Here is a 16,065-nt window from a genome sequence, read left to right as displayed (position 1 = left end):
TGGCGGCGATTGCAACTTTCGCCTCCGCGCCGGCTGTTCGCCGCCGGTACGACCGCGGGCAGCTCGATCACCAATACCGCGACCGTCGACTTTCAGGTCGGTGGCGTCGCCCAGGTTCAGCAAAGCGCGTCGGACACCTTCGTGGTCGACCGCAAGATCAACCTGCTTGTCGAAGAAGTCGGCACCGTGACGACCAATGTCGTTCCGGGGCAGGCCGGCGCGATCACGACCTTCCAGGTCACAAACCTGTCGAACGAGGGACTCGACTTCCTGCTCGCGGCCACCCAGATCACGGGCGGCACCGCGGTGCATGGCGGCACGGATAACTTCAACGCCGCGAACCTGCGCATCTATCGCGACAATCCGACGACCGGGACGGTCGGCAGCTGGGATGCGGGCGACGCGCTCGTCACCTATGTCGACGAACTGGCGGCGGACGCGACGGCGCGCATCTTCATCCTCGCCGACATCCCCATCGGCCTCGCCAACAACAGCGTGGCGGGTGTGCAGCTGCGCGCCACGGCGCGCGAGGGCGGCACGGCGGGTTCGCAGGGCTTACCTGTCACGCAGACCGCGGGCGCCAACACGGCGGCAAAGGACACCGTCTTCGCAGACGGCATCGGCGTCAACGACGCCAATCGCGACGCCGCACACAGCGCCGCCGACGATTATACGGTGCAAACGGCGACGCTGACGGTCACCAAGACCAGCCGCGTCATCTCCGACCCGTTCAACCTGACCTCGAACCCGAAGATGATCCCGGGCGCGACGATCGAATATTGCATCGCGGTGGCCAATACGGGCAGCGCCGATGCGACGAGCGTGGCGATCAGCGACAGCGTGCCGACGCAGCTGACCTATACCGCGAGCACGATCCTGCTGGGCGGTACGGTCACGGGTACGACGTGCAACGCCGATGGCTCGGCGGGGGGCAGCTATGCCGCGCCCGTCGTGTCGGGAACGATCGCCACGGTGGCGGCGGGCGCGACGCGCACGCTCGTCTTCCGCGCCACGGTCAACTGACCGCGGAAAAAGGAAAGGGCAGCGACGCCGGACCGGTTCCGGCGGCGCTCCCCCCTTGCCCAAGCGCCCATGACCTTGCTCCCGAAATGCCTGGCCTTTGCCACCGCCTTGTTCGCGGCAGCCGCGCCGCCCGCCGGACACGCGCATGCGCAGGTCATTTCCAATACCGCGTCTGCCGAATGGACCACGAGCGGCGGCAGCGCGCAGACGCAGTCGAACCGGGTCGATGTGACCGTTACGCCGCGTCCCCCCGAACCGGCGACGATCGGTACCTATCGGCTGACCAGCAACCTCGGTTCCCGGTCCGCGCCGGTCGTCCCCACCCGTTGCCAGGGCATGGGCGGCACCAGCCTGATCGAACCGGGCGGGGTTTTCGCCTCGCTCCCCACTAACCCCGCCTCGCTGCAGCCCAGCGAACGCTTCCAGGCGGGCGAAGTGCTGGTGGTGGGCGTCACGCTCGCCAGCGCCAACGCCGATCCCGATGCTCGCGACACACTCAACGTGACGCTCGAGCTCGAAAATGGCGATCGCGAGCGCATCACCCTGTCCGAAACCGCCGCGAACAGCGGCGAATTCGTCGGCATTATCAACACGATCGGCATTCCGCCGGCTGCTGGTGGCTCGAGCGATTGCCGCCTGTCGGTCGCGCCCGGATCGACGGTGACGATGCGCGTCAGCGACGCGGATAATGCCGGCCTGATCGCCACGGCGGAGATCAGCTTCCTCGTCGATCCCTTCGGCATCGTCTTCGACAGCGGCGACGGCGCGCCCGTCGCGGGCAGCCGCGTGACGATCGTCGATGCCGCGACCGGCCAGCCCGCGCGCGTGTTCGGCGACGACGGCGTCTCGACCTATCCGTCGAGCGTCATCACCGGCCAGCGCGTCACCGACAGCGGCGGCACCGTCTATGATTTCCCCGCCGGGGATTATCGCTTCCCCTTCGTCGCGCCCGGCACCTATCGCCTGGTGGTCGAGCCATGCGGCGCCCTTCACCGCGCCGTCGACCGCCGCCCCCGCCGCTCTGGCCGGTTTCCGGCGCCCCGACGACGGCCTGCCCTATGCGATCACGGCAGGAAGCTATGGCAACGCCTTCACGCTGACCGACCCCGCGCCCGTCCGGATCGACATTCCCGTCGATCAGCCCGGCGGCGGACTGATCCTGCGCAAGACGACCTCCACCCAGGTCGCGGTGCCTGGCGACGTGATCCAGTACCGGATCGAGGTCGCCAATCGCGATGCCCGGCGGAGCAGCGGCGTGGTAACGATCCGCGACGCCCTGCCAGGCCGGCATGCGCCTGCGCATCGACACGGTCCGTGCCGACGGCGTGCGGATCGACCCGATGGTGGCCGGCAACGGCCGCGAATTCAGCGTCACCCTGCCCGCGATCGCCCCCGGACGCACGATATTGCTCACCTATCTGGCCGAAGTCATCGTCTCGGCGCAGCCCGGAAACGCGCTTAACCGCGCGACCGCGACCGACAATCGCGGCGCGACCAGCAATGTCGCCGAGGCGACGGTGGCGATCAAGCGCGACCAGCTCGGTGACCGGATGACGATCATCGGCCGCATCACCGACGGCGGCTGCGGCGTCGATCCCGGCAAGGCCGTAGGGATCGGCGGCGTCCGCGTCATGCTTCAGGACGGCAGCTACACCGTCACCGATCAGGACGGCCGTTATCATTTCGAAGGCGTGCGTCCCGGGCTGCATGTCGTGCAGATCGACCCATCGACGCTGCCGCTCGATCGCGAGCCCGTCGACTGCGCGCGCTCGGCGCAAAGTGCCGGCAGCGCGATCTCGCGCTTCGTCGAGGGCCGCGGCGGGTCGCTGAAGCGTACCGATTTCCGTGCCATCGCCGGCAAACAGCGCTCCGCACCCGACGTCAGGACCGTCGCCGCGCCGACCGTGCTCAGCGACCCCGACGCCGCTGGCGCCAACCGAGACTGGCTGGCCGGCGAGGGTCCGGGCATCGCCTGGCTCTTCCCTGCCCCCGATCATAATCCGCGCGCGAAAGCGGTTCGCGCAGCGATCAAGCACGCGCCGGGACAGACGGTCACGCTGACCATCAACGGCAAGCCCGTCGATCCGCTCGCCTATGAGGGCGCGCGCAAGTCCGCCGACGGTCAGGTCGCGGTCAGCGTCTGGCGCGGGATCGAGATTCGCGAGGGCGAAAACCGCCTCGTCGCCACCGTCAAGGATGCCGGTGGCGTAACGGTCGAAACGCTGGAACGCAGCGTCCATTATTCGATCACCCCGATGCGCGCGACGCTGCTCCGCGAAAAATCGGTGTTGATCGCCGATGGCGTGACCCGCCCGGTGCTCGCCGTGCGCCTGACCGACCGCGACGGCAAGCCGATCCGCAGCGGCCTGACCGGCGATTTCAGCGTCCCCGCCCCCTATTATCCGGCCGTCGAAGCCGATGCGCAGCAGGCGCGCCAGCTGTCGGGCCTCGAAAAGGCCCGCCCGGTGTGGAAGATCGCGGGCGACGACGGCATCGCCTATATCGAGCTCGAGCCGACGACGGCATCGGGAACGCTGACGATGGATTTCAGCTTCCGCGACGACAAGGTCGAACGCAAGCAGACGATCGAAACCTGGCTCGATCCGGGCGATCGCCCGTGGACCGTGGTCGGCTTCGCCGCGGGCACGATCGGATACAACACGCTCGACGACCGGATGGAGCCGGTGGCGGAAACGACGGGCGACCTCAATGGCGACGCGCGCCTCGCGCTTTATGCGAAGGGCCGGGTGCGCGGCAAATGGCTGATGACGCTGGCGTACGACAGCGACAAGGAGAAGGACGATGCGCGCTTCGGCGGCGTGATCGACCCGCGTGCCTATTACACCATCTACGCCGACCGAAACGAGACGCGCTATGATGCCGCCTCGGTGCGCAAGCTCTACCTCCGCCTCGAACGCCCGCAATTCTACGCGATGTTCGGCGACTTCGAGACCGGCATTTCGGAACCGCAGCTCGCCCGCTATCAGCGCGCGCTGAACGGCGGCAAGGCCGAATATCGCGGGCCCAATGTCGCCGCGACCGCCTTCGCCGCCGATACTCCCTATCGGTTCCGCCGCGACGAGATCCAGGGCAGTGGCCTGACCGGGCCGTACCAGCTTGGCGCCAAGGATATATTGCCGAACAGCGAGCGGGTCGTCATCGAAACGCGTGACCGGCTGCACAGCGAGCGCATCATCGACACGCGCATGCTGACCCGCCACATCGATTATGACATCGACTATTTCGCCGGCACGCTGCGCTTTCGCGATCCCGTGACCAGCCATTCGTCGGGCCTCGACCCGCAGTTTATCGTCGCCGAATATGAGGTCGACGGCATCGGCGAGCGCGTGCTCAACGCTGGCGGCCGCGTCAGCTATCAGACCGACGACGAAAAACTGCGCGTCGGCGCCACTGTCATCCACGACGAGGACAGCGACGCCCGGACAAATCTGGGCGGCATCGACGCGCGCTATCGTCCGAGCGTCGATACCGAAATCCGCGCCGAACTGGCGGTGAGCGACGCATCGGCCAAGGCCGGCAGCGCGGTGGCCGCCGCAGGAAGCGCCAAGGCATGGCTGGTCGAAGCCGAGCATCACAGCAGCACGATGGATATCCTCGCCTATATCCGCGAGCGCGAGACGGGCTTCGGCGCCGGGCAGCTCAACCGCGGCGAGGACGGCACGCGCAAGTTCGGCGTCGACGCCCGGCTGCGCGCCAGCCGCACGCTGTCGCTGACCGGGAGCGCCTGGCAGGAGGATTATCTCGACCTCGGCTCGCGCCGCCGCGCCGCGCGCGCGCTGGTCGAATATGACAACGGCACCACCGTCGCCCGTGCAGGTATCACCCGCGCCGACGACCGGCTGTCGGACGGCACGCGCAACATATCGAACATCGTCCAGCTCGGCGCGACGCAGCGCTTGTTCGAAAAGCGGCTCGAACTCGACGCCCAGACCGAATTCGCACTCGGCGGAGACGATGCCAGCGTCGATTTCCCGACCCGCCATCGCCTCGGTGCCCGCTTCGCGATCACCCGCGACGTCAATCTGGTCGGCAGCTACGAGATCGCCGACGGCGACAGCATCAAGGCGCGTACCGCGCGGCTCGGCTTCGACCTAGCGCCCTGGGCCGGTGCCCGCCTGCTTGCCACCGCGAACCAGCAGGACATCGGCGAATATGGCCCGCGCAGCTTTGCCGCCTATGGCCTGTCGCAGTCGCTCCGGCTCGGCAAGAAACTGACGGTCGATCTCTCGGTCGACGGCAACCGCACGCTGGGCGGTATCCGCGCGGGCGATGTCCTCAATAGCGAGCATCCGGTCGCTTCGGGCGGTTTCCTTGGCGGAAACGGCACGCTGACCGAGGATTTCCTGGCGATCAGCACCGGCGCGACGTACCGCACCGAGCGCTGGACGCTCACGGGCCGTGCCGAATATCGCGACGGCGAGCTTGCCGACCGCTACGGCCTGACGCTCGGCGGGCTGCGCCAGCTCGGCGAGGGCCGCGCACTCGGCGCCCTCTTCACCTACACGCGGGCGAGCGGCAGCGGCACCGTTCCGACGACCGAGGTGATGAGCTTCGAGATGAGCTGGGCGCATCGCCCGATCGAATCGCGCGTGTCGTGGCTCAACAAGACCGAGTTCCGCTCGGACAAGGTCCGCGATGCGATCATCGGCCAGCCGGGCCCGATCGGCGGCGGCGCATTGACCATCGACGGCGATGCGACAAGCCGCCGCGCGCTCAACAGCCTGTCGGTCAACTGGACGCCGATGGGCAACCGCGAATTGGGGGATCGCCGCGGCGACAACCGGATTTGGTACGAACGCGGCGAATTCGGCTTCTTCTGGGGCACGCGCTATAATTTCGACAAGTTCGGGGTGGACGACGTCAAAGGCTGGTCGAACCTGCTCGGCGCCGATTTCCGTTTCAACCTTGGCGAGCATGTCGATGTCGGCGCCTCGGGTACGGTGCGCGTCGGCACCGGCGGCGATACCGTCAGCTGGGCGGGAGGCCCGACACTGACGCTGGCGCCGATGAAGAATGCGAATGTGACGCTAGGCTATAATTTCGCAGGCTTCCACGACCGCGATTTCGAGGACAGCCGTTATTCGCGCTCGGGCGCCTACATCACCTTCAAGCTGAAATTCGACCAGACGAGCTTCCAGGGGCTGGGGCTGTAAACCGACTCACGCTTCCCATTCTTCGTCATGCCGGACTTGATCCGGCATCCCGCTTTGCAACGTCGTTGAGCGGGACCCCGGATCGAGTCCGGGGTGACGACAAGAGAAGAACTTAATCCGCGAACAGCAGGACCGGCGTCTCGATCAGCTTCTTGAGCGCCTGAACATAGCTTGCGGCATCCCAGCCGTCGACGACGCGGTGGTCGCAGCTGATCGACAGGTTCATCAGCTTCGCGCGCCGGATATCGTCGCCGTCGAATATTGGGCGCTCGACGATCTTGTTCGGGCCGATGATCGCGACCTCCGGCCGGTTGATCACCGGCGTCGTCGCGATCCCGCCGAGCGGGCCGAGCGAGGTGACGGTCAGCGTGCCGCCGGTCAGTTCCTCGACCTTCGCTTTGCCGGTGCGCGCGGCTTCGGCGAGGCGGCTGATCTCGCTCGCGAGCTGCCACACATTCTTGTCCTGTGCATCGCGGATCACCGGGACCATCAGCCCCGCGTCGGTCTGCGTCGCCATGCCCAGATGCACCGCGCCGTAACGCGTCACCACGCTGCCTTCGTCGTCGTAGCGCGCGTTGATCATCGGAAATTGCGGGATGGTGCGGCAGATCGCGACGATCAGGAAGGGCAGCATCGTCAGCTTGGGCCGCCCGCCGCGATTGGCGTTGAGGTCGGCGCGCATGTCCTCGAGCGCGGTGACGTCCATTTCCTCGACATAGGTGAAATGCGGGATCGCGCGCTTCGAAGCCGCCATGTTCTCGGCGATCTTGCGGCGCATACCGATGACCTTGATGGGTTCGTCGGCGCGGGCGCGGCTGGCGCCCGGCGCGTGATAGCCCTGCCCCGCGCTGTAGCGCAGGAAGGCGTCGAGGTCGGCGTGGCGGATGCGGTCGCCCTCGGCGTGGACCTGCGACAGGTCAACGCCAAGGTCCCTGGCGCGGGCGCGCACGGCGGGGGATGCGAGGACCTTCATCTCCTCTCCCCTCCCGCTTGCGGGAGGGGTCGGGGAGGGCTTGTTTCTTTGACAACTGCTGCTGGAGCGGGCTCTACAGGCCCTCCCCCAACCCCTCCCGCAAGCGGGAGGGGAGCCTCTTCAGCCAACGAAACTTCCCCAGCCCCCGGCGTCTCCGCCTCGATCTGCTCTTCCACCGGCGTGTCGGCAGGCGGTGCTTCGACATCGCCCTCCCCGTCGGTCTCGATCACCGCCAGCGTCGAGCCGATCGGGATCAAATCCCCGACCTCGCCCGCCAGTTCGACGACGACCCCCGACACCGGCGATTCCATTTCGACGGTCGCCTTGTCGGTCATCATGTCGGCAAGCTGCGCATCCTCTTCGACGCGCTCGCCGACCTTCACGTGCCAGGCGACGATTTCGGCCTCGGCGATGCCTTCGCCGATGTCGGGCAGACGGAATGAATAGCGGGCCATGACGTCAGTCCTTCAGTATCTTGGTCAGCGCGGTCGCGATCCGCACCGGGCCGGGGAAATAGGCCCATTCGAGGCTGTGCGGATAGGGCGTGTCGAAGCCGGTGACGCGCTCGACCGGCGCTTCGAGATGATAGAAGCAGCGCTCCTGCACCAGCGCCGCGAGTTCGGCGCCGAAGCCGGAGGTGCGCGTCGCTTCGTGGACGATCAGGCAGCGGCCGGTCTTCTTCACCGACGCCTCGATCGCCTCGATGTCGAGCGGCAGCAGGGTGCGCAGGTCGATGATTTCGGCATCGACGCCCATTTCCTCGACCACCGTCCTGGTCACATGCACCATCGTGCCATAGGCGAGGATCGTCAGCGCCTCGCCCTCGCGCACCGTCGCGGCCTTGCCCAGGTCGATGCGGTAATGGCCCTCGGGCACCGCGCTCGCGTCATGTTTCGACCAGGGTTCGACCGGGCGGTCGTAATAGCCGCTGAACGGGCCGTTGTAGATGCGCTTGGGTTCGAGGAAGACGACGGGATCATTGTCCTCGATCGCCGCGATCAGCAGGCCCTTGGCGTCATAGGGGTTCGACGGGATCACCGTCTTGACGCCGCAGATATGCGTCATGATGCTCTCGGGCGACTGGCTGTGCGTTTGGCCGCCGAAGATGCCGCCGCCGAAAGGCGTGCGTACCGTCATCGGGCAGATGAAGTCGTTCGCCGAACGATAGCGGAGCCGCGCCGCCTCGCTGACGAGCTGGTCGAGACCCGGATAGATATAGTCGGCGAACTGGATTTCGGGGACCGGGCGCAAGCCATAGGCGCCCATGCCGACCGCGACACCGATGATGCCGCACTCGTTGATCGGCGTGTCGAACACGCGCGTCTTGCCGTGCTTTTTCTGCAGGCCCGCGGTGGCGCGAAAGACGCCGCCGAAATAGCCGACATCCTCGCCCATCACGACGACCTTGTCGTCGTGCGCGAGCATGACGTCCATCGCGCTGTTGATCGCCTCGATCATGTTCATGGTCTTGGTCGCGGTGCTGGACGAGTCTGGCATCATTCGGGCTTCCAGTTCGGGCCAAACTTGGCCTCTTGCTCGGCGAGCATCTGATCGCATTGTTCCTTGAGGTGCCAGGGCATCTCCTCGAACACGTCCTGGAACATCGTCTCGAACGGCTGGTGCATGCCGTGACCGAGAATACCGAGCTTTTCCGACTGTTTCTGGGTCGTCTTGATCAAATCGTCGAGTTCCTTGGCCTGCGCCTCATGGCGCGCCTCGTCCCACTCGCCCAGGACGATCAGATGCTGCTTCAGCCGCGCGATCGGATCGCCGAACGGCCAGGCCGTCGCTTCGTCGGCGGGGCGATAGGCGCTCGGGTCGTCCGAGGTGCTATGCCCTTCGCTGCGATAGGTGAAATGCTCGATCAGCGTCGGCCCGTTGTTCGTGCGTGCCCGGTCCGCCGCCCACTGCGTCGCGGCATAGACCGCGAGCGGATCATTGCCGTCGACGCGCAGCCCCGCGATGCCATAACCCACCGCACGCGCCGCGAAGGTCGTGCGCTCGCCCCCCGCGAAGCCCGAAAAGCTCGATATCGCCCACTGGTTGTTGACGACGTTGAAGATAACCGGCGCATTATAGACCGTCGCAAAGGTCAGCGCCGAGTGGAAGTCGCCCTCGGCCGACGATCCCTCGCCGCACCAGACGGTCGCGATGCGGCTGTCGCCCTTCGACGCCGACGCCATCGCCCAGCCCACCGCCTGCGGATATTGGGTGGCGAGATTGCCCGACACGCTGAAGAAGCCATGTTCGGGGGCCGAATACATGATCGGCAGCTGGCGCCCGAGCAGATGATCGCCGCGGTTCGAATAGATCTGGTTCATCATCTGGATCAGCGGATAGTCGCGCGTGATCAAAATGCCCTGTTGGCGATAGCTGGGAAAGCACATGTCGGCGCGGTCGATCGCCATCGTCGAGGCGACCGATGTCGCCTCCTCGCCCGTCGACTTCATGTAGAAGCTGGTCTTCCCCTGCCGCTGGGCGCGGAACATGCGGTCGTCGAAGGCGCGCACCAGCATCATGTAGCGCAGCATCGCGCGCAGCCGCTCGGCGGTCAGCTTCGGGTCCCACGGGCCCTTCGCAACCCCGTCGAAATCGAGCACGCGGACGAGGCCGTAGCAAAGGTCGCGCATCGCATCGGGCTTGCTGTCCTCGCTCGGGCGCGGCGTGGCGCCGACCTCCGGTACCTCGATGTCGCCGAAATCGGGCGTGTCGCCGGGGCGGTAGCGCGGCTCGGGGATATGAAGCGACAGCGGCGGCAGGTTGCTCGCCGGGCGCCGATGCGTTTCGGGCATATCGTCTTCCCTTCAGGCGCGAATCAACTCGCCTAGTTATATTTCATCGTGGCGACATATTATTACGGCCCCCATGTGAATGCAACGGCGGCGGTCAGACCGCGACAGGCGCGGAAATATGCGCCTGCGGGGCATAGTTCTCGACCGCGAAATCCTCGAACCGATAGTCGAAAATGCTCGGCGGCCGGCGAAGGATGCGCAGCTTCGGCGCGCCATCGGGGATCCGCCGCAACTGCTGTTCGACCAGGTCGGCGTGATTGAGATAGAGATGCACGTCACCGCCGGTCCACACGACCTCATGCGCGTGAAGCCCCGTCTGGTCGGCGATCATCCGGGTTAGCAGCGCCGCCTCGAAGATGTTGAAGGCGAAACCCAGACCCAGATCGCACGAACGCTGGAACAGCAGGCACGACAGCCCGCCGTCGCTGCGGACATGGAACTGATAAGTCATATGGCACGGCGGCAGCGCCATCCGATCGAGATCGGCGACGTTCCAGCCTGTGAAGATGTGGCGCCGCGATCCCGGATTGGTCTTCAGCGACTCGATCAGCGCCGCAATCTGGTTGTGACCCTGTTCGGCGTGGCGGAACAGCCCGCCGCCCGCGGGTTCGTAGCGCGGCCAATTGACCCATTGATGGCCGTAGACGGGGCCGAGATCGCCCCATTTCGCCGCGAACTCCGTATCGGCGACGATCCGCGCCTCGAAATCCTCAGCGCTGATCGCCTCGCCGGTCGCCGTGCGATATTTTTCAAGCGGCCAGTCGGTCCAGATCTTCACCCCCTGTGCCACCAGCGACCGGATATTGGTGTCGCCGGTCAGGAACCACAGCATCTCGCGCAGCGCGGTCTTCCAGTAGACGCGCTTGGTGGTGAGCAACGGGATCGCATCGCCGGCAAGCGAGAATCGCATCGTCTCGCCGAACAGCGAGCGGGTGCCGACACCGGTGCGGTCGACGCGCTCGTCGCCTTCGACCCATATGCGCCGCATCAGGTCGAGATATTGCAGTTCATAATGGATGGACTCGGACAAGATTCGCTCCCGGCTTTGGCCTATTGCTAGGCCGCACAAGGCCAAGCGGCAAGACTGGCTCCCCGATCCTCCATTGCGGGCCAATCCCGGCTTGGGCCTGCCATGCATAGGGCGCATGTAGGCTCGTCATGACCCGGTATGACCCCATCGAGGCGCCCGCCGCGCCCGGCTTTGTGCCGCGCGACGAGGAGGAAGAACTGGCGCGCCTGCTGCTGCGCCCCTGTTTTTCCGCCGACGCCGAGACGTTGCTGATCGCCGGTTTCGACCCGTTCGACCGGCTCTTGTGTCTCGAACGCGCCGAGGGCCACCGCAACGGACGCTGCGTCATTCCGCCGCGAAGCTGGCGCGCCGCGCTCGACGCCAAGCCCGCGCAGATCGTGCTGGCGCACAACCATCCATCGGGAATCGCCCGGCCGAGCGACGCGGATTTGACCGTTACGCGCGAGTCCGCCCGGTTCCTGACGCTGCTCGGCGTCACCTTGTCCGATCATCTGATCTTCACCGCCGAAGGACATTTCAGCTTCTGGCGCGCCGGATTGCTCTGACGCCGCCAATCGTCACTGTTATGCCGATTGGCGCTTGAAGTTCGCAAGATGCGCGTCTAGGGGACCGCTCTGCCTTCGCGACGGCCTCTGGCCGTTCGCAAAGATCGGTCGGGGAGTAGCTCAGCCTGGTAGAGCACTGTCTTCGGGAGGCAGGGGCCGGAGGTTCGAATCCTCTCTCCCCGACCAGTTTCTTTTGCAATCAACACCTCTTGTAACCAGCGGGCAGAACACCTAGATTGGTGTCACGCCGCTATGGTTTTCCCCCTTTCCATCGCGGCGAGTGTCCCACCGAGAGGTCGGGCACGTCCTCCCTGGACCCTGGCCACCTCGTACTTCGGTACGAGGTGGTTTTTTATTCGGCGGCCTGCGGCAGCGTGACGGCGCCCGGCCAGGCGCCTGCCACTTCCCCCAGCAGCGCATGAAACCAGTCGCTCAGCGGCCCCACCTTGTCCGAATCGGGCATCCGGTCACGGCGCAGATAGAGGCTGCGGTCGATTTCGATCTGCACCGCATGGACGCCGCGATCGGGCTCGACCATGAGTCCGGACGATATGGCCGCCGGCGATAGGGCAGGTTTCGCGACACGGGCACATCGAGTTGCTCGGCCGCCGCAATCACCGCATCGACGAGCCAGTGGTCGGCCGTGTCCCCGAAGCGGTCGCCAACGACGATCCGCGCGCCATGCCCCGCCTGCCCTGCCGGAATCGGCGGCATGCTGTGCAGGTCGATCAATATCGCGTGGCCGAAGCGTCTGCGCGCCGCTTCCAACGAGTCGGCGAGCGCGTCGTGAAACGGACGATGGAGCGAATCGAGCCGCCAGACCAGTGCGGCGCGGTCGATCGGCTTCTTCCACAAGGGCCCGACATCGGCGAGCCGCGTCGGCACCACGCCGAGCCCCGCGCGCTCCTTGCGTCCCGGCGCGGTGAATTGCGGTCGCAATGCGGACGCGACCTCGCCCGGCGCCATCTGTCCCTCGCCGCGGTTGCAGTCGGCGACGGCGCGCGCCCATAATGCCTGCACGACCGTCGCCCCCGCTTCGCCCGCGCGCGCGGCGATCAGGTCCGACCAGCCATCTTCGAGCCGTTCGAGTTCGGCGCGCGTCGCGCGTGCGGCCGCCAGCAGTTCGGGCGGATAGATGCGCCCCGCATGCGCGACCGATACGACCACGGGGATCGCCGCAGCGCCGGGGCGAATGACCGAAACGGCCTCTGGTGACGGAAAGGAACGCGCCATCGCCAAGGGGTGGCAAAAATCGGACGCAGAATCCAGCCCGCCTGAATTTGTTAAGTTTGTGGCGCTATGGGACGGTTTCGCTATATTCGACGGCGTTCAAGGGGCGCCGCCACGGGACCAGGGGGCTGTTATCCGCATGATTCGCATATTGCTGGCCGAAGACGACGACGTGATGCGTGAGTATCTCGCGCGGGCGCTGACCGGCGCCGGCTATCATGTGACGGCGGTCGATCGCGGGACGGCGGCGGTGCCGCTGATCGATTCGGGCACATTCGACCTGCTCCTTTCCGACATCGTCATGCCCGAAATGGACGGTATCGAACTGGCGCAGCACACCGCCAAGGCCGCGCCGCAGACGCAGGTCATGTTCATCACCGGTTTCGCGGCGGTGTCGCTGCGCGCCGAGGAAAATGTGCCGCAGGCGAAACTGCTGTCGAAGCCTTTCCACCTCAAGGACCTGGTGCGCGAGGTCGACAATCTGTTCGGCCGCGCCGACCGCTCGCACCAACAATAAGGGCGCTGGCTGCACCGAAGGGCTTGCCAAGCCGTTCGGGGGATATTAGGGGGCGCGTCACCCCAACGGATGGGCGTGTAGCTCAGTGGTAGAGCACTGTGTTGACATCGCAGGGGTCGCAAGTTCAATCCTTGCCACGCCCACCATTAAAAACGCCGCCTTCCCATCGGGTTGGCGGCGTTTTTGTCTCAGGCACGGCCGCTTTCATAGAGCGAATTGCAGCCGATCTCGCGCACGAAGCGATAGCCCTCCTCCTCGATCAGCTTCGTCGCCAGCGCCGCCGAGGAGGTGTCGCCGAAGAAATCGCGATTCTCGAACAGGATATAGCGCGGCCGCGCGACCGAAAAATCGAACGAGCGCAGCACGTCATGTTCGGCGCCCTCGACGTCAATCGACAGCAGGGTCAGGTCGCGGTAGACGAAATGGTCGCGCATGATGTCGGCGCCGCGCACGATCGGCACCGGATATTCGGCGATCAGGATGCCGTGGCCCTTTTGCGCGATGCTCTCGGCGGTCTCGCGCGAAGCGGTCGACAGCACGTCGGGATAGATTTCGTAGAAATGGAAACTGTCGCCGAGGCCCATCCCGGCGTTGATCGCCACATCGTCGGGCCGCCAGCGCCGGTGCATTTCCCACAGCCCGCGGATCGGCTCGACCGTGACGCCCCGCCAGCCCTTCTGGTACAGAAGATAGGTGTTGCTGAGCAGGAAGGGATGGCTCGCCCCGACGTCGAGATAGGTGCCGCTGGTCCCGACCAGGTCGAGCAGCACCTTGTCCTCGCCATGCTGAGCGAAGCTGCCGCGGCGCTCGATCCTTTTCCGCCGCGCTTCCCAATAGGGACGCGCGAGCGGACTCAGGCGGAGATCATGTTTCGCCCGAAGTTTCAGACTGTTCCATGCCGAGGCTTTGCGGGTCACGTCGCGCTCCAGTGAAAGAGAGGCCCTGATGCCCGAGCCGTCGCGCCGTGGCAACCGCGTCGCGGACGATGTGGCCCCGATGCGCTTCAAGCCATGCCGCGCGACAAGTCGCCGCGCGAGGCGTCGCCAATCTGGCTGCCGCCGTCGCAGTCGAGGATCGTGCCGGTGATATAGCCCGCCGAGGGGCTGCACAGGAACACCGCCGATTCGGCGACCTCCTCGACCTCGCCCCAGCGCTTCATGGCGATGCGGTCGAAATGCGACTGACGCGTCGCGGCGTCGGGCGCGAGCCGCGCCATGCCCTCGGTCCCCGCGATCGGCCCCGGCGAGATGCCGTTGACGCGCACCTCCGGCCCCCATTCGAGCGCGAGGACGCGGATCAGCTGGTTGATCCCGGCCTTCGCCGCACAGGCATGCGCCTGCAGTGCCGAGGCGTTGATCGCCTGTCCCGCGGTGATCGCGATGAGCGAGGCGCCGGGGCGATTGAGCAGGTCGTGGCAGCCGCGAAACACGTTGAAGGTGCCGTTGAGGTCGATGTCGACGACGGTGCGGAAGGCATTGGCCGACATGCCTAGCACCGGCGCGAGGAAATTCCCTGCCGCACCCGAAATGACGATGTCCATCGGTCCGAGCTTGTCGGCGACCGCCTCCATCACCCCGCGAGATCGCGGCATAGTCGCGCACATCGCCCGACAGGCCGATCGCGTCATGGCCGATCTCGGCGGCGGCGCGCTGCGCTTTTTCGGGGTCGCGCCCCGCGACAGCGACTCTGGCGCCCAGTTCGGCGAAGCGCCTGGCGATGCCAAGGTTGATGCCGCTGGTCCCGCTCGGCAACGAACGCCGTCTTGCCCGCCAGCAGATTGTCACGAAACGCACTCGTCATGCTCTTCTCCCTTTGCGGCTTCTCCTTCCCGCTTCACACGGGGTTGACGGAAAGGAACCGGTGGCCTTTTGAAACGCGACAAGACAGCAAGGATGACACGATGGCAAGCGGCCCCACCTCGAACAGCTTCATCTCGCAGCGGCTGAAGCTTCACTATGCCGATTGGGGCAATGAAGATGCGCCCCCGCTTCTGCTCGTCCACGGCGGACGCGACCATTGCCGCAGCTGGGACTGGGTCGCGGAGAAGCTGTGCGACCGTTACCATGTCATAGCGCCCGACCTGCGCGGCCACGGCGACAGTGCCTGGTCGCCCGATGGCAATTACGAGATGGGCGCCTTCGTCTACGATCTCGCGCAACTGATCCATCAGCTCGACCTGGCGCCAGTGACGATCGTTTCGCACTCGATGGGCGGCAATATCTCGACGCGTTACACCGGCCTTTATCCCGACAAGGTCAGGAAGCTGGTGTCGATCGAGGGCCTCGGCCCCTCGCCCGCGGTGCAAGAGGAACGGAGCAAGACCCCGTTCGACGAGCGGATGCGCCAATGGATCGAGGACAAGCGCCAGGCGGCGGGACGCCAGCCCAGGCGATACGCGACGCTCGACGACGCGCTCGCCCGCATGGCCGCGGAGAACGCCTATCTGACCCCCGAACAGGCGCGCCACCTGACGATCCACGGCATCAACCGCAACGAGGACGGCAGCTGGAGCTGGAAGTTCGACAATTATCTGAACATCTGGACGATCTTCGACATGCCGCAGGACGATCTGCATCGGCTGTGGTCGAGCATCACCTGCCCGACGCTGCTTCTTTATGGTGCCGACAGTTGGGCTTCGAATCCCGAAAAGGACGGACGCATCCAATATTTCAACAATGCCAAGGTCATCGAGTTCGAGAATGCGGGCCACTGGCTGCATCACGACCAGTTCGACCGGTTCATGTCCACGCTAGACGCCTTCCTCTAAAAGCGCCGAGCAGT

At 65.9% G+C, this 16,065-nt stretch carries 11 protein-coding genes, 2 tRNA genes and 3 pseudogenes; 8 read left to right on the top strand and 8 right to left on the bottom strand.

The annotated features are described in order from the left end of the window. Positions 1–9 precede the first annotated feature (9 nt). Complete coding sequence (locus tag N0A20_RS06300) at positions 10–1,023, top strand: DUF11 domain-containing protein (RefSeq protein ID WP_260583089.1); 1,014 nt, start codon at positions 10–12, stop codon at positions 1,021–1,023. 272 nt (positions 1,024–1,295) lie between these two features. Here N0A20_RS06300 and N0A20_RS06295 read toward each other — a convergent pair whose 3' ends face one another. Further along, positions 1,296–1,766: a hypothetical protein gene (locus N0A20_RS06295; protein WP_260583088.1), complete on the bottom strand. Its 471-nt coding sequence runs from the start codon at positions 1,764–1,766 to the stop codon at positions 1,296–1,298. Positions 1,767–1,822: 56 nt separating this feature from the next. On the opposite strand from N0A20_RS06295, the pseudogene N0A20_RS06290 reads away from it, so the two are divergent. Next, positions 1,823–2,251 (top strand): annotated as a pseudogene (locus N0A20_RS06290) (hypothetical protein); the annotation flags it as partial. Between the two features lie 61 nt (positions 2,252–2,312). Beyond that, entirely contained in the window at positions 2,313–6,197 is a 3,885-nt protein-coding gene (locus N0A20_RS06285) for a carboxypeptidase-like regulatory domain-containing protein (RefSeq protein WP_260583087.1), read from the top strand. 112 nt (positions 6,198–6,309) lie between these two features. On the opposite strand, the pseudogene N0A20_RS06280 reads toward N0A20_RS06285, so the two are convergent. The 4 genes and pseudogenes from N0A20_RS06280 to thyA form a co-directional block, all read right to left on the bottom strand. Next, positions 6,310–7,625 (bottom strand): annotated as a pseudogene (locus N0A20_RS06280) (dihydrolipoamide acetyltransferase family protein). 4 nt (positions 7,626–7,629) lie between these two features. After that, entirely contained in the window at positions 7,630–8,634 is a 1,005-nt protein-coding gene (locus N0A20_RS06275) for an alpha-ketoacid dehydrogenase subunit beta (RefSeq protein WP_260583840.1), read from the bottom strand. Between the two features lie 32 nt (positions 8,635–8,666). After that, positions 8,667–9,962, bottom strand: a complete 1,296-nt coding sequence (locus tag N0A20_RS06270) for a 3-methyl-2-oxobutanoate dehydrogenase (2-methylpropanoyl-transferring) subunit alpha (RefSeq protein ID WP_260583086.1) — start codon at positions 9,960–9,962, stop codon at positions 8,667–8,669. Positions 9,963–10,056: 94 nt separating this feature from the next. After that, a complete protein-coding gene (gene thyA / locus N0A20_RS06265) occupies positions 10,057–10,950 on the bottom strand; it encodes a thymidylate synthase (protein ID WP_409574772.1) in 894 nt (297 codons plus the stop codon). Positions 10,951–11,120: 170 nt separating this feature from the next. Between thyA and N0A20_RS06260 the strand changes: the two genes are divergently transcribed. Both N0A20_RS06260 and N0A20_RS06255 read left to right on the top strand, forming a co-directional pair. After that, entirely contained in the window at positions 11,121–11,537 is a 417-nt protein-coding gene (locus N0A20_RS06260; protein ID WP_260583084.1) for a JAB domain-containing protein, read from the top strand. Positions 11,538–11,646: 109 nt separating this feature from the next. After that, positions 11,647–11,723: transfer RNA gene (locus N0A20_RS06255), tRNA-Pro, on the top strand. Between the two features lie 246 nt (positions 11,724–11,969). Here the strand turns inward: N0A20_RS06255 and N0A20_RS06250 are convergent. Next, positions 11,970–12,704: an N-formylglutamate amidohydrolase gene (locus tag N0A20_RS06250; protein ID WP_260583083.1), complete on the bottom strand. Its 735-nt coding sequence runs from the start codon at positions 12,702–12,704 to the stop codon at positions 11,970–11,972. A gap of 202 nt (positions 12,705–12,906) precedes the next feature. Here N0A20_RS06250 and cpdR point away from each other — a divergent pair, with 202 nt between their 5' ends. Continuing rightward, a complete protein-coding gene (gene cpdR / locus N0A20_RS06245) occupies positions 12,907–13,284 on the top strand; it encodes a cell cycle two-component system response regulator CpdR (protein WP_260583082.1) in 378 nt (125 codons plus the stop codon). A 71-nt stretch (positions 13,285–13,355) separates the two neighbouring features. Continuing rightward, positions 13,356–13,430: transfer RNA gene (locus N0A20_RS06240), tRNA-Val, on the top strand. A gap of 42 nt (positions 13,431–13,472) precedes the next feature. On the opposite strand, the gene N0A20_RS06235 is transcribed toward N0A20_RS06240, so the two are convergent. Both N0A20_RS06235 and N0A20_RS06230 read right to left on the bottom strand, forming a co-directional pair. Then, entirely contained in the window at positions 13,473–14,201 is a 729-nt protein-coding gene (locus N0A20_RS06235; protein WP_260583839.1) for an FkbM family methyltransferase, read from the bottom strand. An 86-nt stretch (positions 14,202–14,287) separates the two neighbouring features. Next, a pseudogene (locus N0A20_RS06230) lies at positions 14,288–15,084 on the bottom strand (SDR family oxidoreductase). Positions 15,085–15,184: 100 nt separating this feature from the next. Between N0A20_RS06230 and N0A20_RS06220 the strand changes: the two are divergent. Beyond that, the gene (locus N0A20_RS06220) at positions 15,185–16,051 is read left to right on the top strand and encodes an alpha/beta fold hydrolase (RefSeq protein ID WP_260583080.1); all 867 of its coding nucleotides are present in this window, start codon (positions 15,185–15,187) and stop codon (positions 16,049–16,051) included. Positions 16,052–16,065 lie beyond the last annotated feature (14 nt).

It is taken from the genome of Sphingopyxis sp. PET50 (assembly GCF_025244705.1).
Taxonomy (GTDB): Bacteria; Pseudomonadota; Alphaproteobacteria; order Sphingomonadales; family Sphingomonadaceae; genus Sphingopyxis.
The sequence above is the reverse complement of the archived record's forward strand: the minus strand, read 5'-3'. Positions and strand labels throughout refer to the sequence as shown.